This is a genomic window from Desulforamulus hydrothermalis Lam5 = DSM 18033, from assembly GCF_000315365.1.
Taxonomy (GTDB): Bacteria; Bacillota; Desulfotomaculia; order Desulfotomaculales; family Desulfotomaculaceae; genus Desulfotomaculum; species Desulfotomaculum hydrothermale.
In genome coordinates this window covers 71,356-93,920 of record NZ_CAOS01000010.1, presented here as the reverse complement: position 1 = coordinate 93,920, position 22,565 = coordinate 71,356, and the positions used below count along the sequence as shown (strand labels likewise).

The window sequence follows — 22,565 nt, the reverse complement described above, 5'->3', positions numbered from 1 at the left end:
CCTGATTAATGTGTGGGCCGGCCGCCCGGCCGGTTTTAGGCTTTGCCGGCGCTGCCAAAGACCCTGATTTTTTCTCTGATGACCTGGGTCGCTGCTTCCCGGGCCGGGCCTAATACTTTGCGGGGATCAATTTCTTTGGCGTTGCTGTCCAGCACCTGACGGCAGGCGGCGGTAAAGGCTTCCCGGATGTTGGTATCGATGTTTACTTTGCGCACGCCCAGGCGGATGGCTTCTTGCACCGCCTCGTCAGGCACGCCGGAGGAACCGTGCAGTACAATGGGTATTTTAACCAGGCCGGCAATTTTTTCCAGGCGGGGGAAGTCTAATTGAGGTATCCCTTTATACTGGCCGTGGGCTGTGCCGATGGCTACCGCCAGGGCATCCACGCCGGTTTTTTCCACAAAATACCGGGCTTCTTCCGGATCGGTGAAGAAAGCGTCCTTTTCGTCCACATGAATATCATCTTCGGTGCCGCCGATTTTGCCCAGCTCTGCTTCCACCGACACACCGGTGGCCCGGGCCACCTCCAGCACTTTGTTGGTAAGGGCAATGTTTTCTTCCAGGGGCAGTTTTGAACCGTCAATCATCACTGAAGTAAAGCCCACCCGGATGCACTTCATGCACTGCTCAAAGCTGGTGCCGTGGTCCAGGTGCAGGGCCACCGGCACGCTGGCCCGGCCTGCGGCCAGGCTGGCCAGGGCGTAAATATACTCGATGCCGGCATATTTTATGGCGCCCTGGCTGGCCTGCATGATCACCGGCGCCCTTTCCGCTTCCGCCGCCGCCACGATGGCCTGAACAATTTCCATGTTGTTGACGTTAAAGGCGCCAACGGCGTACTTTCCTTCTTCTGCACGTTGTAACAGTTCTTTGACAGATACCAGCGGCATAACAAAACCTCCTTAAAATTTTACTGAACCAAATTGACAACGGCCCGGACAGCGTCCGGGCCGGTATGACGGGTTACTGCGTTTATTTCTGAAAACTTCCGGCGGAAGCTGTCGGCACTTGCCCGGTGGCCCGGGCAAACAGTAACAGCAAATGGTGCCGTCCCTGACTTGCTTTACAGTATGGCCAGGGTTGCCCGGAATTATGTTGCTAGGAATGTTTATTTCGCTTGCGCCGGGTTTTTTTGGTTAGTTTGGGGGTATTGGCAAGGCTGTCGAGAAACTTGAAGCCGTGTTTGGTCAGTTCGATGGTGTCTACCTGTTGAATGACCTGCAGGTCTTCTTCGGTTTCGGCATAAACAATATTGATGCTGTCGCATTCTTTGCAGTGCAGTTCCAAGCGGTCCAGGTATACGTCCACTTCGATGTGGTTGTTGCCGCACTGGCAGTAAAGGCCCCCGTTGTCGGCAATCTCTTGCAGGCAGGCCATAACCTGGTGCATTACCGCCGGGTTGGTAAAGTAATCGTCATAACCCAGTTCTTCCATAAGGGCTTCCAGGCCGGTGTCCAGGGATTCCGCCAGCGCTTTTACTTCTTCCGCCCGCCCCAGGTAGCCCAGCTCCAGCCCGGATTCCGGGCAGGTGAGGTGAAGGGTCTGCGGGCCCCAGAGCCGCGTGCCGGAGATTTCCCGAATGTGCTTGGTTTCACAGAAAACACAGGGTATTTGCAGCCAGTAGCTGCCGGGCGATTTGCTGACAACCCCCAGCAGGAAAGCGCCGCAGGAGCAGCTAATTTGCAGTTTGCCCCGGCCGGACAGGGCAAAGCGGGAGAGGTTATGAAATTCTAATGCGCCGCACTCCGGACAGCGAATGGCTAATGTGGTGGCTGTGGTTATAAGCACCTCAATAACCTCCTCTTTGCATAAGAGTTCGCCGCCGGCAGGTAAATTCCTTTTTTGAAAATGAAATAACCGGTCGTGCTTCAGCCAATATCAGCCTGCCGCCCTTTAACGGGCAGGCGTTCGGCCAGGACTGTCCTGACCAGCAGCCGCACTTCGTCTAAGTCAAAGGGCTTGCTAAGATAATGCGTCACTTCCAGATGCCTGGTTTGCTCCATCACCTCCAGGTCGCCGTAAGCAGACATCATCACCACCGGTAAAGTCATGTCATGCCTGCGTATTTCCTGCAGGGTTTCCACCCCGTTCATGCCGGGCATTTTCATGTCCAGCAGCACCAGGTAAGGCCGGCAGGCGGCCAGCATTTGCAGGCCCTCTGCCCCGCTGCCGGCTGCTTTAACGGCCAATCCTTCCTCCGCCAGCGCTTCCAACAGCAATCGCCTGACGCCCGGCTGGTCGTCAATAATAAGCACATCAACGTTGTTACTCATTTTATTCGGCACCCCCCAGGTTCATACAGCGCAGATTTTATATTTTTTCGACGGCCCGGGGGTTATACCTGCAGAAAAAATTGGCACTGTTGCAATATTTTAATAATGCTACCAGGTGGCAGGCAGCAAGGCGGACAGGGTGCCGGCCAGTGCCACCAGGGTAACCAGGGCCAGGGCCAGCACGGCCAAAACCGGCGTGACAATCACTGCCAGGGCCCGCCCGGTGCTTATCCGGTGGGCTTCCCGCAGGCCGATGGTCAGTAAAACGGTTCCCCAAACCAGTGTAACCAGGTTGCCCAGGGTGTTGAGCAGCGCCGCCTGGGCGGGTGCCGCCAGGGCGGTCAGCACGTTAAGGGGGATTAAAAATACTTCCGGCAGGCCGGCCAGGCCGTAAATGACAAAAACGGTGCGGGCCCGGCCCCGGCCGCCGTAAAATTCCGCCAGCAGGTGCAGCAGGGCACTGTAGAAAAACCACTTAACGAAGTAAAAGACCGCCCCCAGCAGGGCCAGCACCGGGGCCGCCGCCCGCAGGGCCCGGGCTGCCGCCGGGTGCTGCTGCCAGGGCAGCCCCAGGGCGCCGCCTAATTCCGGGGCGCCGCTGCGGGCATAAATATACAGGCTGGCCAGCATGCCCGCCAGGGCCAGCAGGATAACAATGACAAAGGCAGCCCCCAGGGGCGGGTTGGCTGCCAGCCGCCGCATGGTAGGCACCGGGTCAAACAAAACGCCGTAAATAATTTCATAGTATTTGAGCGGCGGCTCGGGAGGGGCCGGCGGGGCTTGGGCCGGTTCTGCCGCCGCAGCCGGCGGCGAGGCAGCCTGCTCTGCTTCCGGGGCCGGGGTCAGCCGGCCACCGCCTGTGTTTTCTGCCAGGTGATCTTTGATTTCGCTCATAGTGCGCCCTCCCCTATTTGGTTGCGGCCCGCAGGGGCAGCACCGCCGGATCCGGCACCAGCAGCAAGCCGTCCAGGGGCAGCGGCCAGACCGGCACACCGCTTTGGCCCTGCAGGCCGCTGAAAAACTGTTGCCAGAAGGGCGGTTGGCCGCTCATGTCCACCAGCTCCGGCTCTCCTTTCAGGCCGGCCAGTTGAGCGGTTATTTTCACCGCTTCGCTAAAGTCGCCCAATTCGTCCACCAGGCCCAGGGCTTTGGCCTGTTTGCCGGTATAGATGCGGCCGTCCGCCAGCTGCCTGACGCGGGCCGGGTCCAGGCGCCTGCCCTCTGCCACCACTTTAATAAAGTCTTCGTAGGTATCGTTAACCAGGCTCTGGAAGATTTGCCGCTGCTCCGGCGTCAGCTGCCGGTAGGAAGCCCCCATGTCTTTGTTGGGGCCGGTTTTCACGTTGTCAAATTTTATGCCCAGCTTGTTGTATAAATCCTGCAGGTTGGTTAATTCCATGATTACGCCGATGCTGCCGGTAAAGGTGCCGGGATTGGCGACAATTTTATCGGTTTGGCAGGCAATCCAGTAGCCCCCGGAAGCAGCCATTTCTCCCATGGCGGCCACCACCTTTTTGCCCGACCGGCGCACCCTTGCCACTTCCCGGCCAATTTCATCCGAACCTACCACCGTGCCGCCCCCGGTGTTCAGTTTTAAAATCACCGCTTTAATGTCCGGATTTTCCCGGGCCTCTTGCAGCTCGCCGACAATCCGGTCGGCGGCCGCCACGCCCGTGGCGCCAAAGCCGCCCGGCGCGGTAGAAACAATCATGCCTTCAATATGTACCACGGCAATTTTATTGCCGCTGCCGTCCCGGCGGGCAGGCCTGCCCTTGCCCTGCCAGGCCGCCGCAGCCGTCAGCGAAAAAATCACTGCTCCGATGATAAGGCCGGCAATCAGTTTTTTGCGCAAACAAATCATCTCCTTAGGAATTGGGGATACGAAGACAGCTTTGGCAAAAACCAAAGCTGCAGAGTACCGACAAGCATTAACTGTGGTTTATGATCCCCTTTGGCTCCGGTCTACGCACCGACAGCACTATGATTCGCTACGGTCGCCATTGGGGTCGCCTCAAACGGGCCTCCTGGCCCGGTTCGGCTGGCGCCCACGTCCTGTGGGCGCCAGCCCAATGGCTCCTTTCGCTCATCAAGTGCTGTGACCGGTGCTTCGACAAGTCGCCGGCAGGGGATCATAAAACCACCTTGACTTTCCTTGGTCGTCAGTCTGAGCTTTGGTAAGAACCAGAGCCCAGCTTGCTATGCCGCTGTATTATGTTATGAAGCCGGCCAAGGGGTTATACCCCGGCCGGTTTGCCGCACGAAAATTTAATGGCCGCCCCCACAAAGTCCCGGAACACCGGGTGCGGGCGGTTGGGCCGGGATTTAAATTCAGGGTGAAACTGGGTGGCCAGGAACCAGGGATGATCGGGCAGTTCAATAATTTCCACCAGTTTGCCGTTGGGCAGGGTGCCGCTGAAAATCATGCCCGCCCGGGCCAGTTCGGCACGGTACTGGTTGTTTAATTCGTAGCGGTGGCGGTGCCGCTCGTAAATAATTTCTTCGCCGTAAGCCCGGAAAGCCCGGGTGCCGGGTACCAGTTTGCAGGGATAAGCCCCCAGGCGCATGGTGCCGCCCATTTTATCCAGGTCTTTTTGTTCGGGCAGCAAATCAATTACCGGGTAACGGCAGTGAGGGTTAAATTCCGCACTGTTGGCATCCTGCCAGCCCAGCACCGCCCTTGAGAATTCCACCACCGCCAACTGCATGCCCAGGCAAATGCCCAGGAAGGGGATTTTGTTTTCACGGGCATAACGAATGGCGTTAATTTTCCCTTCAATGCCCCGGTCGCCAAAGCCGCCGGGTACCAGGATGCCGTCGGCGCCCTCAAGCAGCCGGGCTGCCGGTATTTTTTCCAAGTCTTCCGAGTTAATCCAGCGGATTTCCACCGCTGTATCGTGATGCAGGCCGGCATGGCGCAGGGCCTCCGCCACGCTGAGGTAAGCGTCCGGCAGGGCCACGTATTTGCCCACCAGGGCAATGGTGGCGCTGCGCTTGAGGTTTTTCATGCGGTTAACCATATCCCGCCAACCGCTCATGTCAGCCTCGCCGCACTGCAGGCCCAAGCGCTCCACCGCAATATCATCCAGCCCCTCCTGTTCCATCTGCAGGGGGACTTCGTAAATGGAGAAAGCGTCCACCGCCTGGATGACGGCTTCTTTGTCAATGTCGCAGAATAAGGCCAGCTTTTCCTCCATTTCCTTGGGGAAAGGCTTCTCGGTACGGCAAACAATCACGTCCGGTTGGATGCCCAGGCTGCGCAGTTCCTTCACCGAGTGCTGGGTGGGCTTGGTTTTAAACTCGTTGGCCATGCGCAGGTAAGGCATCAGGGTAACATGGATGTACATGACGTTGTCCCGGCCCAGGTCGGTGCGCAGTTGCCGGATGGCCTCCAAAAAGGGCAGGGACTCTATATCGCCCACCGTGCCGCCGATTTCGGTAATAACCACATCGGCTTCCAGTTCCCGGGCCATGCGCAGCACCCGGTCTTTAATTTCGTTGGTAATGTGGGGGATTACCTGTACGGTGCCCCCCAGGTAGTCGCCCCGGCGTTCTTTGCTGATGACCGACCAGTAAATGCCGCCGGCTGTCACGTTGCTGGTTTTGTTCAGGTTGGTATCAATAAACCGCTCGTAGTGCCCCAGGTCCAGGTCGGTTTCTGCACCGTCTTCGGTTACAAATACCTCGCCGTGCTGGTAGGGACTCATGGTCCCCGGGTCCACGTTAATGTAGGGGTCCAGTTTTTGAATGGCGACTTTTAAGCCGCGGCTTTTCAACAACCGCCCCAGGGATGCCGCCGTGATACCCTTACCCAGGGATGACACCACTCCGCCGGTTACAAAAATAAACTTGGCCATGGTTGCCTCCTGTCAAAATCAGTTGAATTTTGGCTGCCTATCCCATTCTAACGACCGGGCTATGTCCTGTCAATAGTTAACGCATGCCAATGCGCGTGGCCAGCACATACCCCAAAAACATCCCGACAATGCCCATAATGCCGGCCACGCTGGGGGGCGCCGGCACCGGCAGCTTCAGCTTTGCAAAAAGGACGCCCACCGCAAACCCGCTAACGGTGGACAGTAAAATCTCTTTCACGGCGCACAGCCCCTACATCTTTTCGGGGGCCGTCAGTCCCAGCAGGCCCAGGGCGTTCCTTAAGACAATGCGCACGCAGTTTACCAGCACCAGGCGGGCCTGGGAGAGGGCGGTGTCCTCGGTGATAACCCGGTGGCTGTTGTAAAAGCTGTGGAACAAGCCGGCCAGGTCATGCAGGTAGCGGGCTATGCGGTGCGGCGCCATCAGTTCCGCCGCGGCGGCAATTTCGCCGGGGAAATCGGCCAGTTTGCGCAGCAGGTCCAGTTCGGCCTGCTCGGTCAGCCGGCCGGCCTGGATCTCCTCCGGCCGGGGCAGCCGGCCGCCCTGCTCTTGCAGCTGGCGCAGGATGCTGCAGATGCGGGCATGGGCATATTGAATGTAAAAGACCGGGTTGTCATTAGTCTGGGATTTGGCCAGGTCCAGGTCGAATTCCAGGTGGCTGTCCGGACTGCGCATGACAAAGAAGTAACGGGCGGCATCCCGGCCTACTTCTTCCATTAATTCTTCCAGGGTGACAAACTGGCCGGTGCGTTTGGACATGCGGACGATCTCGCCGCCCCGGTACAGGCGCACCAGCTGCATGAGGATGATTTGCAGGTCATCCCGGTTGTAACCCAGGGCTTCCATGGAGCCCTTCATGCGGTTGACATGGCCGTGGTGGTCGGCGCCCCAGATGTCAATGACTTTATCAAAGCCCCGCTCAAATTTGTTTTTGTGATATGCAATATCGGCGGCAAAGTAAGTGGGTATGCCGTTGGAACGCACCACCACTTCATCCTTTTCGTCGCCAAAGGCGGTGGCTTTAAACCAGAGGGCGTTTTCATGTTCATATATATAGCCTTTTTCCTTTAATTCATCCAGGGTGCGCCGGATGGCCCCGCTGTCATGCAGGGACTGCTCGGAAAACCACTCATCATAAACCACCCCGAAGTCCAGCAGGGTGTTGCGTATATGGCTCAGCTTTTCCTGCAGGGCGTAGCGGGCCAGGGTTTGCCGGCGGGTTTCGGCAGGCGCCTCGGCCAGGCCGGTACCGTATTTTTCTATATATCCCTTGACGGTATCAATAATATCAACCCCGTGATAGCCTTCTTCGGGCATGGGAATATCCTGCCCCAACTGCTGCAGGAAACGCACCTCCAGGGAACGGCCGAAGTTTTCAATCTGGTTGCCGGCATCGTTAATGTAATACTCCCGGCTCACCCGGTAGCCGGCAAAATCCAGGACGGCAGCCAGGCTGTCACCCAGGGCGGCCCCCCGGGCATTGCCCATATGCAGCAGGCCGGTGGGGTTGGCGCTGACAAATTCCACCTGCACCCGGCGGCCCTCGCCGATCTCCAGCCGGCCGTAGTTCCTGTCCTGCTCGATGATCATGGGTATTACACCGTACACCCAGGACGGCTGCAGGTAAAAATTAATAAAGCCCGGGCCGGCAATCTCCACACGCTCCACAGGAGTATCCGCCAGGTCCAGGTTTTCCACCACCGCTTCGGCAATTTTTCTGGGCGCCAGCCGGGCCGGCCGGGCCAACTGCATGGCTAAATTGGTGGCAAAATCCCCGTGCCCCTTTTCCCGGGGAACTTCAATAACAATATCGGGAACCGCCACCGGGTTCAGCAAACCCTTGTCTGTCGCACCGGCAACCGCCTTTTGCAGAGCGGCCGCCAAACGCTCCTTCATTTGTTCAACTAATCCTTGCAAGGGGGAATTCCTCCTATCTTTAACCTGTTTGTCAGATGCTCTTGATGTCGCCCGTGCAGCCGGCGGTCAGCCGGACCAGAGTGTTGACAAACATTAATTGTGCTTTATAATCCCCTTTAGCTCCGGTCAACGCACCCACAGCCCTATGATTTGCTCGCCGGCAATAATTTTTTTACCGTAATTTCCAAGCTATTGGTGCCTGCCGGCACACCGGCCAAGACCAACTCATATTCTAGCTTAATACTTCCCCCATGCTCTGTCAAGTCAACCTCAATCTGCCAGGGACAGATTACTGTTTCCATGCTGCTGAAGCCGGTTTGGTAAACAGAACGGTGGCTTTGGCCCGGTTCAAACACCTGCCGCATGCTGACGCTGCCGTTTCTTATGACGGTGACTGTCCGGCCGTCACTTTTAAATGGGGGTGGTGGTATCATCCATGCCCTGTGAGGGCTGGTTTCCCGGTAAAATAAGTAGTAGGTTGTTGTTTTTGCAGTAGTAGGTACCCGGCGATACCACTTCAATGGTTTCCCGGCGGGCTGTCCGCATCCCGGCGGGTAACCTTTAACGGTTACCAGTACGTCTTGCCCCATTGCAAGCCCTCCCCAGATAGTGTATCCTCTATAATTCGGGCAAATACAAGCAACTTAACAACTTTGGAGCAGGCACCATGCAAAAAGGGCGGCTCATACCGCCCTTCAGAGTGTCGACAAACATTTCCGGCGGTTTATGCCCCCCTTTGGCTCCGGTCTGCGCACCGGCAGGAATCACAAAACCGCCTCGCTTTGTGTTACAACCTTTGTCTACAGCCTAAAGGGCGGCTGGCGCCGCCCTTTGGGTAAGTGTTTATTCTTCTTTCAGTTTGCCGGGGGTGTGGTCTTTGCCGGCCAGGGTTACGTAAGAGGTACCGATGTAAAGGTATTCTACTTTACCTTCTTTGGCCAGTTCGGAGCAAGCCTTGTCAACTTCTTTTTTGTTGGCGCCGATTTTTTCGGCAATGACGCGGGGCTTTTCCTTGCTTACGCCTTCCAGATAGGCCAGGATTTTAGCTTTTAATTCTTCCATTTTAATAACACCACCGTTTCCTACCATCCTTACGGGTGGTAAAATGTTGAGATGCTGCTGAAGCCGGTTTGGTAAACAGAACGGTGGCTTTGGCCCGGTTCAAACACCTGCCGCATGCTGTCGTATAACTTCGTATAATGTATGCTATACGAAGTTATTACGCGGCGATACCACTTCAATGGTTTCCGGCGGGCTGTCTGCATCCCGGCGGGTACCTTTAACGGTTACCAGTACGTCTTGCCCCATTGCAAGCCCTCCCCAGATAGTGTATCCTCTATAATTCGGGCAAATACAAGCAACTTAACAACTTTGGAGCAGGCACCATGCAAAAAGGGCGGCTCATACCGCCCTTCAGAGTGTCGACAAACATTTCCGGCGGTTTATGCCCCCCTTTGGCTCCGGTCTGCGCACCGGCAGGAATCACAAAACCGCCTCGCTTTGTGTTACAACCTTTGTCTACAGCCTAAAGGGCGGCTGGCGCCGCCCTTTGGGTAAGTGTTTATTCTTCTTTCAGTTTGCCGGGGGTGTGGTCTTTGCCGGCCAGGGTTACGTAAGAGGTACCGATGTAAAGGTATTCTACTTTACCTTCTTTGGCCAGTTCGGAGCAAGCCTTGTCAACTTCTTTTTTGTTGGCGCCGATTTTTTCGGCAATGACGCGGGGCTTTTCCTTGCTTACGCCTTCCAGATAGGCCAGGATTTTAGCTTTTAATTCTTCCATTTTAATAACACCACCGTTTCCTACCATCCTTACGGGTGGTAAAATGTTGAGATGCCGCCGCCTGACGGCGGCGGCTCACAATTCTATTTTACTCAAGCGCAAGCAGCTATATGCCTACCACTTGAACTGAGTAGTGCATCTGAAGGTTGTTTGGGCCAGGGTGAAGTCGTCGATGTGCTTGTCTGTGAAGGGCAGACCGGTAATTTCGAAGAACTTCTCCCAGCTGATGCGGTCGATCCACTCAGCCATGCGCTCGCCCGGTTGAGCATTGGCAGCCCATACTTCAACCAGCTTCTTAACTGCATCAACAACTTCCGGCCAGCGGGGCGGGTTGTTGGGCAGGAAAGGAATAGCCAAGCGAGAGAATCTGGGACCAATACGGCTGTTGGAGATTTTGCCGCCCACCCAGATGGACACAGCATCGTTTTTGGGGTCGATGATGTGTACAGAGGGGCACATGGTGTAGCAGTTACCGCAGTACATGCAGCGTTCGGCCTTAATTTCGATAGACTTCAGTTTGGGGTTAGGACGAATGGCTGCAGTGGGGCAGCTGGCGGTCAGAGTGGGAATCTCGCACAGCTTATGCAGGTTTTCGTGATCGATTTTGGGTACGGTTCTGTGAATACCCAGAATGGCGATGTCGGAGCAGTGTACAGCACCGCACATGTTCAAGCAGCAAGCCAGAGCGATTCTCAGCTTGGCAGGCAGCTTCATGGTGGTGAAGTACTCAAACAGCTCATCCATAACGGCTTTCACAATACCGGAAGCATCGGTAGCCGGGGTATGGCAGTGTACCCAACCCTGGGTGTGTACGATGTTGGTAATGGAGTTGCCGGTACCGCCAACGGGAATCCCCAGTGCTTTGAGGTCTTCAATCAAGGGATCGATTTTGGACTCATCGCTCAACAGGAATTCAATGTTGTTGCGGCTGGTAAATCTCAGGTAACCATCGCAGTATTTGTCTGCCAGGTCGCAGATTTCACGAATGAAGTAAATAGAAATCAGACGCGGAGAACCTGCGCGTACGGTGTACAGCTTGGCTCCGGTTTCAGATACGTGTACGAGCACGCCGGGCTTTAAAATTTCATGGTAACGCCACTTGCCATAGTTTTCTTTGATAATGGGCGGTAACATGTCTTTATAAAGCGGCGGTCCGATATCGGTTCTTGCTTGTGCCAATGTGGTTCACCTCTCCCCGTTTCATTATTTTATGCGGCATGTGCCAGCATATTTTGCCAATTAGTCTTGCACAACTTCTTCAGGCCACCAGAAGAAGAAGGGGTTTGCACGCGGTGCCTGCACCATTTGCGGAATGGGCTCCAGATCAACGGCGCGCAGGAAGTTGCGCATACCCAGACGGAGGATCAGCTCACCAATACGCTCACGGGTCTTGCCGTTTTCATCCCACCACTCCCAAACTTTTTCGAGGAACTCTTTGAGTTCTTCGTAGGGAGGCTCCAGTTTCATGAAGGGGATGATTACCCAACCCATCATGGCGCCTTGCAGGATGGGAGCTTTACCACCGATCAGGATGGTGGCGCCGCGATCGTCGCCAGGACGCAGGGCTTTGCACATTTTGTTGATGCAGTGCATGCAACGGGTGCAGTTTGCGTTGTCGATGGTCAGTTCGTTGCCGTCCCAGCTCATGCACTTGGTGGGGCACTTGGCAATGACCAGACCTTCAATGTCAAAACCTTCTGCCACATACTGGCGAACGGCTTCTTGGTCGATCTTGATATCGTCTCTCCAGGTACCTTGGATGGAGATGTCGGAACGAGCGATCGAAGCTACGCAGTCGTTGGGGCAGCCGGAAATCTTAATTTTGCACTTGTAAGGCCACATGGGGCGGTGCAGGTAATCCTGGAACTCGTTGGTCAGGTCGTGGCAGAGATCCAGGGTGTCGATCATGGCAAACTCGCACCGGGCAGGACCGGCACAGCAGCTGGGGGTACGCAGGTTGGAGCCGGAGCCGCCTAAATCGAAGGGATGCTCTTCAAAGTTGGAAACTTCATCAAAAATGGTTTGAATTTTGTCGGTTTGGGTGCCCAGCAGTACCATGTCACCGGTGGAGCCATGCAGGTTGGTCAAGCCGGAACCGTACTTTTCCCACACGTCGCACACTTGGCGCAGGGCCTTGGTTGTGTAATACCAACCGGAAGGCTGGTTGAGGCGGATGGTGTGGAACATTTCCACGTTGGGGAATTGCTCGGGAACGTCAGAGTAGCGACCGATTACACCGCCGCCATAACCCATAACGCCTACCAGACCGCCGTGCTTCCAGTGAGCTTTCTTGTCAACATAGGAAAGCTCCAGCTGACCAAGCAAGTCTTGGGCGGAAGGGCTGTTAGCAGCAGCTCTCTTCATTTCTTTTACGAAACTGGGCCAGGGGCCTTTCTCGAGTTCGTCCAAGAGAGGAGTCTTCTTGGCTTCGGTCATTAAGTTCACCTCCGTTTTTTTGTAAAAAAGGATAGATTATTCCTACCCCGCCATAAATGGCACAGCCGCTTCTCCTGCCAGACCATAATGATCCAGTTAGTTAGACAAAAAAAGACAAACTTGTCCAACCCGGAAAAGCAGGCAATATTGTCTCAAATTGCACAATGTTGGCGTCAATATACAACTGTACTCCACAAAAATATTAACACCTGTCCTGTCTGTCTGTCAACAGATATTCAGCCGACAGTAATGTGGAGTTTTTCACATAGTTTGAATAGTAAAAAAATTTCTTTTAACCACTGCAGTTAAATTAATGCTGTCGGTTGAAGCTAATTATATCACAAGGGTATGAGCATGTCTTGCGGGTTTGTCTGGAAAAAAGGGTTAACCGGGAGGTACCGGCAAACCCGGGCGTATACATGCAGGTATTGAACTTCAATAATATGTTCCTATTAGTTAATATACGCCTTATTTTTCCCACTGGCAAGAGTAAATTCGCTAAAAATTTCGACAATTCTTTGGTTAACCCAATGGCCGGTTTCTGATGACGGAACAAAAGCAAACATCCCGTCCCACTTTTCCGTGCAACGGGATGTTTCTCGAACAGGCCGCTTTAAAGGTTATAACCCCGCTCAAAGGCCTGCAGGTTAACTTCTATAAATTGGGCCGGCACCCGCTGCCGCAGGGCTTGCAGCCAGGTAGCTTTGTCTATGGGCAGCCGCCTGGCCAGCAGCCCCATGAGCACCACATTGGCCGCCCTGGCATTGCCGCATTGGATGGCAATATTTAAAGCATCCACCGCCACGGTTTGGGGAACCGCCTGCCGGACGCGGGCCAGGCAGTCGTCAGGATACGCCGCCGCGCCGGTGAGCACCGGCACCGGCGGGATAGCCTGGTCGTTAATAATCATATGACCGTCGGCTTTTAAGTAAGGCAGCCAGCGCAGGGCTTCCATTTTTTCAAAGGCCAGGATAACATCCGCACTTCCCTGGCCAATGACCGGCGAGTAAACCTTTTGCCCCAGCCGCACCTGGGTTACCACGCTGCCGCCCCGCTGGGCCATGCCTTTGATTTCTGATACTTTTATGTCGTAACCGGCGTCCTGGGCAGCTTTGGCCAGCACCCGGGTGGCCAGGATGGTTCCCTGGCCGCCGACGCCCACCAGTAAAATATTAACCGGTTTAAGCATTTTCTTCACCCCGCTTTGTGATCGCACCCGGTTTGCAAACCTGCAGGCACAGGCCGCAGCCGCTGCACTGGATGGCGTTGATGACGGCTTTGCCGTCCCGGCGGGAAATGGCCGGGCAGCCCAGCTGCAAGCACAGGCCGCAATTGACGCAAACCGCCTCATCCACTGCCACCGGCTGGCCCGGGGCGTTTTTCTTTAGCAGCATGCAGGGGCGCCGGCAAACGATGACCGACGGTTCCGGTGCTGCCACTTCTTCTTTAACGGCTGCTTCGATTTCTGCCAGATTCATGGGGTCTACCGTGCGCACCCGCTTAACCCCCACCGCTTTGGCCAGGGCAGCCAGGTCTGTCTCGGGAGCCGGCCGGCCCTGCAGGGTGGTGCCGGTGGCCGGGTTTTCCTGGTGACCGGTCATGGCGGTGGTGCGGTTATCTAATACCAGCACGGTGGACGTGCCGCCGTTGTAAACCACATCCATTAAACCGGTTACGCCCGAATGCAGGAAGGTGCTGTCGCCGATCACCGCTACGGTGCGGCGGGCCAGTTCCGGGTCGGCCTTCTCCATGCCCAGGGCGGCCCCGATGCTGGCCCCCATGCAAATGCAGGTGTCCATGGCACTGAGGGGGCTGAGGCTGCCCAGGGTATAACAGCCAATATCGCCGCTGACAACCAGCTTCAGTTTTTTCAGGATGTAAAACACGCCCCGGTGCGGGCAGCCGGCACACATGACCGGGGGACGGCCGGGCAAATCGGCGGCAGCGGCTGCCTGATCGCTTGCCGCTGTCACCGCAACCTCAGGCGCCACCGCTATACCCGCCCGGGACAGGCGCTCGGCCAGCAGAGCCGGGCTGAGTTCGCCGTAGGCAGGCAGCAGTTCTTTGCCCTGCAGCGGGATGCCCAGGGCCCGGATTTGCAGTTCCAAAAAGGGATCCAGCTCTTCTATGACCAGCAGCCGCTCCACGCCGGCGGCAAACTGCCGGATCAGGTTTTCCGGCAGCGGGTTGGTCAGCCCCAACTTAAGTACGGAAGCCCGGGGCAGCACTTCTTTAACGTACTGGTAGCTGATGCCGCCGGTGATAACGCCCAGGCTGCGGTCCCCCCATTCAATAAAGTTAACCGGGCAGTTTTCGCTGTATTCCTTAAGCCGGGCCAGCCGCTCTTCCAAAAAGACCCGGCGCAGCCGGCCGTGGGCCGGCACCATTACGTACTTTTGGGGATTTTTGCTGTAGGGGCGCCGGTTATAGGGCACCGGCTCCTTTAATTCCACAAAACCCTGGGAGTGGGAAATGCGGGTGGTAAGCCGCAGCATCACCGGGGTATCAAACTGTTCACTGATGGCCAGACCCAGGCCCACCATGTCTTTGGCTTCCTGGCTGTCGGCCGGTTCCAGGCAGGGAATTTTGTTCATCAGGGCGTAATAACGGTTGTCCTGCTCGTTTTGCGAGCTGTGCATGCCGGGATCGTCGGCAGACACCAGCAGCAAACCGCCGTTTACGCCGGTGTAGGACAATGTGAACAGGGGATCGGCGGCCACATTTACTCCCACATGTTTCATGGTCACCAGCACCCGGGCCCCGGCGATAGCAGCGCCCGCCCCCACTTCCAGGGCGACTTTTTCGTTGGGTGACCACTGGGCGTAAACGCCCGGGTAGCGGGCAAAGTTTTCTAAAATCTCTGTGCTGGGGGTGCCGGGATAACCGGCCCCCACCGTCACGCCCGCTTCGTAGGCGCCGCGGGCAATGGCAGCATTGCCGGAGAGAAGTTCTTTCATTGACGTTGCCTCCTGGTTAGTTGAATATTTTCGCCCGTTGGGACAGCACCCCGCACAGGGGAGCCGCCGGCAATCCGGTTAAATGGTTATTTTTGACGCAGGTCGATAACACGTTTGGCTTTGCCGGTACTGCGTTCCAAGGAACGGGGCTCCAGCAGTTTCACTTTAGGGTTGATGGAAAGAACCGCCAGCAGCCGCGACCGGACTTTTGCTTCCAATGCTTCCAGATCCCGCCAGTTGCCGGTAAAGGCGGCATCGCTCATTTCCACCTGGATTTCCATGGCATCCAGATAACCTTTTTTCGTTACTATAATCTGGTAGTGGGGTGCCACACCGTCAATTTGCAGCAGCACGTCTTCGATCTGGGAGGGGAACACGTTGACGCCGCTGACAATCAGCATGTCATCCGTCCGGCCGCTCACCTTGCGGATGCGGGCATGGGTTCTGCCGCAGGCACAGGGCTCGCCGGTTTTAACGGTAATATCCCTGGTGCGATAGCGGATAATAGGCAGCGCCTCTTTGGTCAGGCTGGTAATGACCAGCTCCCCTTCTTCCCCGTCGGGTACCGGTTCGCCGGTAGCCGGGTTGATCACCTCCACCAGGAAGTGATCTTCGGCAATGTGCATGCCCTGCCGCTGCCGGCACTCGCCCGCCACGCCCGGCCCGATTATTTCGCTGAGGCCGTAGTTGTCGGTGGCAAACAAGCCCCATATTTTTTCTATCTCGTCCCGCATGCTTTCGGTCCAGGCCTCGGAACCAAAAAGCCCCACTTTAACCCCCAGGCTTTTGGGGTCGATGCCCATGCCCCGGGCCACTTCTGCCATATGCAGGGCGTAGGTGGGAGTGCCGATCAGGGCGGTGGTGCCAAAATCCTGAATCAGCATGATTTGTTTTTCGGTATTGCCGGTGGAGGAAGGCACCACGGTGGCGCCGACCTTTTCCAGCCCGTAGTGCAACCCGAAGGCGCCGGTAAACAAGCCGTAGCCAAAACTTACCTGGGCCACATCCTCATCGGTTACGCCGGCTGCGGTAACCATGCGTGCCACCAGTTCCGACCAGGTTTCGATATCCTGGCGGGTATAACCCACCACAGTGGGCTTGCCGGTGGTGCCGGAGGAAGCATGCAGCCGTACCACTTTTTTCATGGGCACCGCAAACATGTTAAAGGGGTAGTTGTCCCGCAGGGCGGTTTTGGTGGTAAAGGGCAGTTTGACAACATCCGCCACGCTTTTGATATCTGCCGGGCTAACCCCGTGGCGGTCAAACAGTTCCCGGTAAAAGGGTACCCTTTGGTAAACATTGGCTACGGTTTGCTGCAGCCGGGAGGCCTGCAGCCGCTGCAGTTCCTCCCGGTCCATGGTTTCACACGCTTTGTTCCAAATCATAACTGTTCCACCTTCTTGTTTTTCACTAACAGGGTACGCCGGGGCGCCCTGTCGCCAAACACACTGCACAGGTGATCCTCCGGCAGCGGCTCACTGACCAGGCTGACCAGGGGCAGCACAGCCAGCGGCACCAGCATGGCCAGGGAACCTACCAGGGGAATTTTGCCGGCATCCAGCTTAAAGTAAAAGGAAAAAATTACCGATATGGTCAGCCCGGTGAGGGCGGCCAGCCAGGCCCCCCGGGCGGTGGCCCCCCGCCAGTATAAGCCGTAGAGGTACGGGGCCAGGAAAGCGCCGGCCAAAGTGCCCCAGGAGATGGCCATCAGGCTTAAGATGAGGGTGGGCTTGAGCAGGGCCAGGCCCACCGACAGGGCAATGAACAGGGTGCAAAACAGCCGCATCAGCCGCACCTGGTGACGCTCGCTGAGGGCAGGACAAACACCCTGGAGCAGGTCGATGGTTACGGCAGAGCTGGCCACCAGCACCAGGGAGGCCAGGGTAGACATGGAAGCCGACAGCACCAGCAGCAAGATCAGGGTTACCGCCCATTCCGGCAGGTGGTTCATCATAATTTGCGGGATCATCAGGTCGGGGTTGGGTTTGCCGGTTACGGCATCCACCGGCAGCCGGTCAAAAAACAGTCTGGTCATGCTGCCGGTAAAATAAGCGCCGGTGGTAATAACCAGGGCAAACAGGGTGGCCACTATGGCGGCGGGTTTGATGGCCGCCTCGTCTTTAATGGCATAAAATTTTTGCACCATCTGGGGCAGCCCCCAGGTACCCAGGCTGGTGAGGATAACCAGGGAAGCAATGGGCACCAGGCCGGGGGGACCCACCGGCGCCGTCAGCCGCGGGTCGACGGCGGCCAGTTTATTGATGGCCGGCAGCAAGCCGCCCACCGGGGGCGCCCCCAGTACATAGTAAATTAATGTGCATACCCCGAAAATCATGACCGTTCCCTGAACCACGTCAGTCAGGGCTACGGCCCGGTAGCCGCCGGTAACCAGGTACATGGCGGTAAGCACCGCCATGGCCACCGCCGCATAGGTATAGGGAATGGCAAAAACCCGTTCAAACAGGTAGCTCAAACCCATGTATACGGATGCTGAGTAGGGAATCATAAAGACGAAGATAAGCAGTGCGGCAAATATCTTGAGGCCGGGTGACAGGTAACGGGCCCCCAGGAACTGCGGCATGGTCATGGTGTTTAAACGCACAGTCATCTGCCGGGTGCGCCGGGCCAGCACCCACCAGGCCAGCAAGCTGCCCAGCAGGGTATTGCCCACCGCCAGCCAAAGGGCGGACAGGCCAAAGCCCCAGCCCACTTTGCCGGCATAACCGATAAAGATGACGGCGGAAAAATAGGTGGTGCCAAAGGCAAAGGCAGACAGCCAGGGACCCACCGTCCTGCCGCCGAGAAAAAAGTCGTTAAGGGTTTGGGCCCGCCGCATGCAGTAAAGCCCGCTAAATAAAAGAAACCCTATAAAAAGGGTAAGAAACAGCCCTTTCATTCTACCATCCTCCTGTTCTGCTATGTGTGATAAGCCGGGCAACCTGCCCGGTTTTGTTCTAATACTGCCTAACCAAACCATCCCGCTTGCCTGCTCTCCTGCAAATCTACCGTACTGCCGTCCTGCCATCACCTCCGAAACTGTAAAATATAAATCTTATTCTATATAATTATGCTGATTCCTGCCCGGTTTGCACATTTTTTGCGGCAGCTCGGGGCAGCTGCCGCCCCGGCCCGGCAAGTGTGGTTGCCGGCGGGTCGGTTGTTAAAGATAAACCACCCTGGCCCGGCCGGCTGTGCGGTTTTTAATAAACCGGCCCATGCGTTTAACGGCCTCGGTTAAGTCATCCACCGAGGAGGCATAAGAACAGCGGATACACTGTTCGCCGCCCGGACCAAAGACATCGCCGGGAATAACAGCTACTTTTTCTTCCCGCAGCAGGTTCTCGGCAAACTCCGCAGCGCTCAAGCCGGTATGGCCAATGTAGGGAAAGGCGTAAAAGGCACCGCCGGGTTCAAAACAGGGCAGGCCGATTTCCTTAAATCCCTGCAGCACCAGGCGCCGGCGCCGGTTATACTGGGCCACCATTTGTTCCATGGCGCTTTGGCCGTGGCGCAGGGCTTCCAGGGCAGCCACCTGGGCGGTGATGGGAGCGCACAGCATGGTATACTGGTGGATTTTCGTCATGGCGGCGATAAAATCCGGGTGGGCGGCGGCGTAGCCCAGGCGCCAGCCGGTCATGGCATAGGCCTTGGAGAAACCGTTCAGCAGTATGGTGCGGTCCCGCATGCCCGGCAGGGCGGCAAAACAGGTGTGCCGGCCGGTGTAGGTCAGGCGGTCGTATATTTCATCCGAAATTACCAACAGGTCGTGTTTGGCCACCACTTCCGCTATCGCCAGCAGGCTCTGCCGGTCCATTACCGCCCCGGTAGGGTTGTTGGGGTAGCAAAGCAGCAGGGCCTTGGTGCGGGGTGTAATGGCAGCCTCCAGCCGGTCGGCGGTAAGCCGGAAATTATCTTCCAGGCGGGTGGCTACGGTTACCGGTACGCCGCCCGCCAGGGTGGTGCAGGGAATGTAGGATACATAGCAGGGGGTGGGAATAATAACTTCGTCGCCGGGTTGAATCACCGTACGCAGGGCCAGGTCCAGGGCTTCGCTCACGCCCACGGTCACCAGCAGTTCCCGGCGGGGATCATACACCGCCCCCTGGCCGGCCAGGTAGCGGGCAATTTCTTCCCTTAGTTCCGGCAGCCCCTGGTTGCTGGTGTAGGAGGTTCTGCCCCGGTGCAGGGAGTAAATGCAGGATTCCCGGATATGCCAGGGCGTGGCAAAGTCCGGTTCGCCTACGCCCAGGGAGATAACCCCTTCCATCTCGGCGGCCAGGTCAAAAAAGCGGCGGATGCCGGAAGGCGGCATGTTTTGCACCGCAGGATTGATGTAATCTGTCCATTTGCCTGTACTCACGGGCTAATCACCAGCCTTTTGTCAGTTTCTTTATCTTCAAAAATAAAGCCGTCTTGTTTATAAGTCTTAAGGACAAAATGGGTGGCGGTGCTTAACACATGCTCGATGGTGGCCAGTTTGGTAGCCACAAAAAGGGCCACTTCTTTCATGGTGATGCCTTCCACCAGCACCGCCAGGTCGTAGGCGCCGGACATCAGGTGAACGGTTTTGACCTCCGGAAAGCGGTAAATGCGTTCCGCCACCGCATCAAAGCCCACATCCCGCTGGGGGCTTATTTTTACTTCAATGAGGGCGGATACTTTTTCCACGCCTGCTTTTTCCCAGTTAATCAGCGTGAAATACTTGATAATGGTTTTATCCGCCTCTAAACGCTCAATTATTTGCCGCACCTCTTGCTCATCCCGGCCGGTCATGGCGGCAATTTGTTTGGCAGTCAGCCGGCTGTTGTTTTGCAGGATCTCCAAGATTTCCAGCATACTGGCACCTCCGTAGTTTTGTCGCTTAAATAAAAAACCCCGTCCCCAAAAGGGACGGAGTTGACATCCGTGGTACCACCCTCATTGGTTACCGGCGGCACAGCCGCGGCAACCCACTCGGACTTCTGTAACGGCGAAGCACCGGCAAGGCTTACTCCCGGTTAACTTACCGGCAGGAAAGTTAACCCTGTTGTTTCGGCCTGCACTCAGGGGCGGCCCGGCTGCTTCCTTGGCCGGGCTTGCACCAAACCCCGGCTCGCTGGGCAATTTACACAACCTTCTTCCCCGTCATGGTTTTGTTTATGGGGTATTAAGTGGTATCTTACCACTTATTCAAGACGCTGTCAATTTACATTGTTAAAGTTCCGTTGGGGGCTTGAATTAATTTTAACACCTGATCGGTTTTACCGGTTATGGCATTGACATACACCAGGAAGGTTTCGCCGTTGATGCGGCCGGTAACTTCATAGGAAAACCTTTCTTTGCCCCCGTCGGTGGGTATCATCACCAGCCGGGTGTTGATTACTTCCATGCGCGGGTTTACTTTGCTTTTGGCCCGGGCAGCGGTAATTTGCGGCATGGGAATGTTTCTTGGTTTGTGCGCCATCAGGTAGCCCCGGGCATCAAAGCCCACAATTTGGCCGTTATCCAGGGCAACATTGACTTTCACCTGGTCCGGGTAGAGCAGCACGCCTTTTTCTTCCGGCGCAAAGTTAATGACGGCAATGCCGTTTTCTACCTGGTGGTAAATGCCAACCATATTTTGATAGCCGCGGTCGGCCAGGAAGCGTTGGGCCCGGGCAACCGCCTGCTCAATTTTTACTTGGGCGCTGCCAACCGGCCGGCTGTTCAGGTACCACACCACATGGCCGCCCTTTTCGCTGACACTGCCCGAGATGCGGCCCTCGCCTCCCCGGCGGGGCAGCAGTTCCACCTGGTAGCCGGGTATTTTTTCCCGCACCCGGCCGGTAACCTGGGCCCGGTAGTCTTTGTCATCCTTCAGGTCAACAAATTGCCGCAGGATATTCCTGGCTTCGTCAGCGCCGGCGGGTTCACCCTTTAAGGCAGCAGGTTGCACCCGATCCAAGTGATCGGAAAAGGGGCCGTCGTAAATCAGGGTGGGGAAACCCTGCATATCCCGGTCGATGCTCTGAAAGTCAGCTGCTCCGGTGCCGGGACTGCCCTTCGGCAGTTCTTGCCGCCCGGCCCGGGCCAGTTCTGCCAGGCTCAATTTGCCGTCGGCCACTTTACCCTCCATGTTATGCAGTTCCTTGTTCAATTGTGCCGCCTGCCGGTAAAGATTGTGCAGGTTGCGGTAGTCTTCTTCCGACATGCTTTGGCCGCTGTTAATTTCCCTGGCCTTAACCCGGGCAAAGTCACCGGCCTGGCTTAAAAATTTGGCTGTTCTGGCCACTACGTTGGAAGTTAAGGGCAGTTGGGTGAGATTTTCCCTGGCCCCTTCGGATTGCAGCCAGATTTCGGAAAAAATTATGGTATCGTCCGGCTGGCCGGAAACCGCCAGGGTTTTGGCCAGTAAAACCTCCATGCTTTGCACCCGGCTGATCAGGTTGTAAAATGACATCTGGTAGCGGTTGTTGACGTGGGTTTCCAGTAAAATTTTATCCTGATACTGCTTGTAACCCCAGGTTCCTGCAGCTATTAAGACCATAACGCCAATCAGGGCCGGCAAACCCCATTTTTTCATTGCGGTATCCCCTTCCCTTTAGTGTGCAAACACGTGGTTGCCAATTTGGGTAACAATTCGGCGCGACCAAATCCAGCGGCTCACCGGCTTGCCGGGATTCCAGAAGAACAGCGCCCCGCCGGTGGGATCATAGCCCGCCAGGGCATCCTGGGCAGCCCGCAGGGCCTCCTGGCTTAAGGGCCGGTTATACTGGCCGTTGGCCACCGATTCAAAGGCCAGGGGCTGGTAGATAACGCCGGCCAATGTGTTGGGAAATTGTGAGTTTTTCATGCGGTTGAGCATTACCGCCCCTACGGCCACTTTGCCGATATAGGGTTCATCGGCCGCTTCGCCCATGATTACCCGCGCCAGCAGGTTAACGGTATCCCGGTTGGAAACAAAGCCCCGGGAGGTGGTGGCTGTATAGGTGGTTTTTTTGGGCGGCGTGTACAGGCCCAGGGCCTGGTAGGTTTGAGGCCCCACCACGCCGTCCACCCGCAGGCCGTTCCGGGCTTGAAATTTTCTTACGGCAGCGACCGTCTGCCCGCTGTAATAACCGTTGACCGGACCGTTGTAGTAGCCCCAGTCTTTTAACCGCTGCTGCACCGCCCGTACTTTGCTGCCGCCGGTTCCCCAGTAAAGGGTATCCTGGGCCAGGGCCCGGCTGTAAAATAACAGGCCGCCCAGGCAAAAGAAGATCAGGCTGATGAGGGCAATCCCTATTCTCCGCTTGTTTTGCATGCTTCCCCACAGCATTAAGCATCACCCCATGTTTTTTTGTTATTTTTACCTGAGGAGGCTGGCTTTAT

At 56.4% G+C, this 22,565-nt stretch carries 22 protein-coding genes and 1 other annotated feature; of the genes, 1 reads left to right on the top strand and 21 read right to left on the bottom strand.

Annotated elements, in window-relative coordinates; genetic code table 11:
* Positions 1-35: 35 nt before the first annotated feature.
* The 5 genes from DESHY_RS07910 to sppA all read right to left on the bottom strand — a co-directional run bounded on the left by DESHY_RS07910 (position 36) and on the right by sppA (position 4,134).
* On the bottom strand, positions 36-890 hold the full coding sequence (locus DESHY_RS07910; RefSeq protein ID WP_008411811.1) for a class II fructose-1,6-bisphosphate aldolase: 855 nt from the start codon (positions 888-890) through the stop codon (positions 36-38).
* A 208-nt stretch (positions 891-1,098) separates the two neighbouring features.
* A complete protein-coding gene (locus DESHY_RS07905; RefSeq protein WP_008411810.1) occupies positions 1,099-1,788 on the bottom strand; it encodes a hypothetical protein in 690 nt (229 codons plus the stop codon).
* Positions 1,789-1,868: 80 nt separating this feature from the next.
* Positions 1,869-2,273, bottom strand: a complete 405-nt coding sequence (locus DESHY_RS07900; protein ID WP_008411809.1) for a response regulator — start codon at positions 2,271-2,273, stop codon at positions 1,869-1,871.
* A 108-nt stretch (positions 2,274-2,381) separates the two neighbouring features.
* A complete protein-coding gene (locus tag DESHY_RS07895; RefSeq protein WP_008411808.1) occupies positions 2,382-3,167 on the bottom strand; it encodes a Yip1 family protein in 786 nt (261 codons plus the stop codon).
* Between the two features lie 13 nt (positions 3,168-3,180).
* Positions 3,181-4,134, bottom strand: coding sequence for a signal peptide peptidase SppA (gene sppA / locus DESHY_RS07890; protein WP_420795114.1), 954 nt, complete (start codon positions 4,132-4,134; stop codon positions 3,181-3,183).
* Between the two features lie 80 nt (positions 4,135-4,214).
* Between sppA and DESHY_RS14145 the strand changes: the two genes are divergently transcribed.
* A complete protein-coding gene (locus DESHY_RS14145; RefSeq protein WP_162470942.1) occupies positions 4,215-4,451 on the top strand; it encodes a hypothetical protein in 237 nt (78 codons plus the stop codon).
* 56 nt (positions 4,452-4,507) lie between these two features.
* On the opposite strand, the gene DESHY_RS07885 is transcribed toward DESHY_RS14145, so the two are convergent.
* The 16 genes from DESHY_RS07885 to sleB all read right to left on the bottom strand — a co-directional run bounded on the left by DESHY_RS07885 (position 4,508) and on the right by sleB (position 22,512).
* Positions 4,508-6,127, bottom strand: coding sequence for a CTP synthase (locus DESHY_RS07885; RefSeq protein WP_008411806.1), 1,620 nt, complete (start codon positions 6,125-6,127; stop codon positions 4,508-4,510).
* Positions 6,128-6,203: 76 nt separating this feature from the next.
* Positions 6,204-6,365 (bottom strand): XapX domain-containing protein, encoded by a 162-nt coding sequence (locus DESHY_RS07880; protein ID WP_008411804.1) that lies wholly within the window; start codon positions 6,363-6,365, stop codon positions 6,204-6,206.
* A 12-nt stretch (positions 6,366-6,377) separates the two neighbouring features.
* Positions 6,378-8,063, bottom strand: a complete 1,686-nt coding sequence (argS, locus tag DESHY_RS07875; protein ID WP_008411802.1) for an arginine--tRNA ligase — start codon at positions 8,061-8,063, stop codon at positions 6,378-6,380.
* 143 nt (positions 8,064-8,206) lie between these two features.
* Positions 8,207-8,653 (bottom strand): YwiB family protein, encoded by a 447-nt coding sequence (locus DESHY_RS07870; RefSeq protein ID WP_082210479.1) that lies wholly within the window; start codon positions 8,651-8,653, stop codon positions 8,207-8,209.
* Between the two features lie 253 nt (positions 8,654-8,906).
* A complete protein-coding gene (locus DESHY_RS07865) occupies positions 8,907-9,125 on the bottom strand; it encodes a hypothetical protein (RefSeq protein ID WP_008411796.1) in 219 nt (72 codons plus the stop codon).
* 499 nt (positions 9,126-9,624) lie between these two features.
* A complete protein-coding gene (locus DESHY_RS07860; protein ID WP_008411796.1) occupies positions 9,625-9,843 on the bottom strand; it encodes a hypothetical protein in 219 nt (72 codons plus the stop codon).
* Positions 9,844-9,957: 114 nt separating this feature from the next.
* Positions 9,958-11,022 carry a dissimilatory-type sulfite reductase subunit beta gene (gene dsrB, locus DESHY_RS07855; protein WP_008411795.1) on the bottom strand — a complete coding sequence of 355 codons (1,065 nt, stop codon included), beginning with the start codon at positions 11,020-11,022 and terminating at the stop codon, positions 9,958-9,960.
* 60 nt (positions 11,023-11,082) lie between these two features.
* Positions 11,083-12,279: a dissimilatory-type sulfite reductase subunit alpha gene (gene dsrA / locus DESHY_RS07850; protein ID WP_008411794.1), complete on the bottom strand. Its 1,197-nt coding sequence runs from the start codon at positions 12,277-12,279 to the stop codon at positions 11,083-11,085.
* A 613-nt stretch (positions 12,280-12,892) separates the two neighbouring features.
* Positions 12,893-13,468 (bottom strand): indolepyruvate oxidoreductase subunit beta, encoded by a 576-nt coding sequence (locus DESHY_RS07845; RefSeq protein ID WP_048817988.1) that lies wholly within the window; start codon positions 13,466-13,468, stop codon positions 12,893-12,895.
* Entirely contained in the window at positions 13,461-15,236 is a 1,776-nt protein-coding gene (gene iorA, locus DESHY_RS07840; RefSeq protein WP_008411790.1) for an indolepyruvate ferredoxin oxidoreductase subunit alpha, read from the bottom strand. Before iorA ends, DESHY_RS07845 begins: the two co-directional genes overlap by 8 nt.
* An 86-nt stretch (positions 15,237-15,322) precedes the next feature.
* Positions 15,323-16,621, bottom strand: a complete 1,299-nt coding sequence (locus tag DESHY_RS07835) for a phenylacetate--CoA ligase family protein (protein WP_008411787.1) — start codon at positions 16,619-16,621, stop codon at positions 15,323-15,325.
* Entirely contained in the window at positions 16,618-18,132 is a 1,515-nt protein-coding gene (locus DESHY_RS07830; protein WP_008411786.1) for a sodium:solute symporter family protein, read from the bottom strand. The genes DESHY_RS07835 and DESHY_RS07830 overlap by 4 nt, the downstream gene beginning before the upstream one ends.
* A gap of 264 nt (positions 18,133-18,396) precedes the next feature.
* Entirely contained in the window at positions 18,397-19,596 is a 1,200-nt protein-coding gene (locus DESHY_RS07825) for an aminotransferase class I/II-fold pyridoxal phosphate-dependent enzyme (protein WP_008411785.1), read from the bottom strand.
* Positions 19,593-20,072, bottom strand: a complete 480-nt coding sequence (locus tag DESHY_RS07820; RefSeq protein WP_008411783.1) for an Lrp/AsnC family transcriptional regulator — start codon at positions 20,070-20,072, stop codon at positions 19,593-19,595. The genes DESHY_RS07825 and DESHY_RS07820 overlap by 4 nt, the downstream gene beginning before the upstream one ends.
* A gap of 47 nt (positions 20,073-20,119) precedes the next feature.
* Positions 20,120-20,373 (bottom strand) — a binding site (T-box leader).
* A gap of 48 nt (positions 20,374-20,421) precedes the next feature.
* The gene (gene ypeB, locus DESHY_RS07810; protein ID WP_008411781.1) at positions 20,422-21,777 is read right to left on the bottom strand and encodes a germination protein YpeB; all 1,356 of its coding nucleotides are present in this window, start codon (positions 21,775-21,777) and stop codon (positions 20,422-20,424) included.
* 18 nt (positions 21,778-21,795) lie between these two features.
* Entirely contained in the window at positions 21,796-22,512 is a 717-nt protein-coding gene (gene sleB / locus DESHY_RS07805) for a spore cortex-lytic enzyme (RefSeq protein ID WP_008411780.1), read from the bottom strand.
* Positions 22,513-22,565 lie beyond the last annotated feature (53 nt).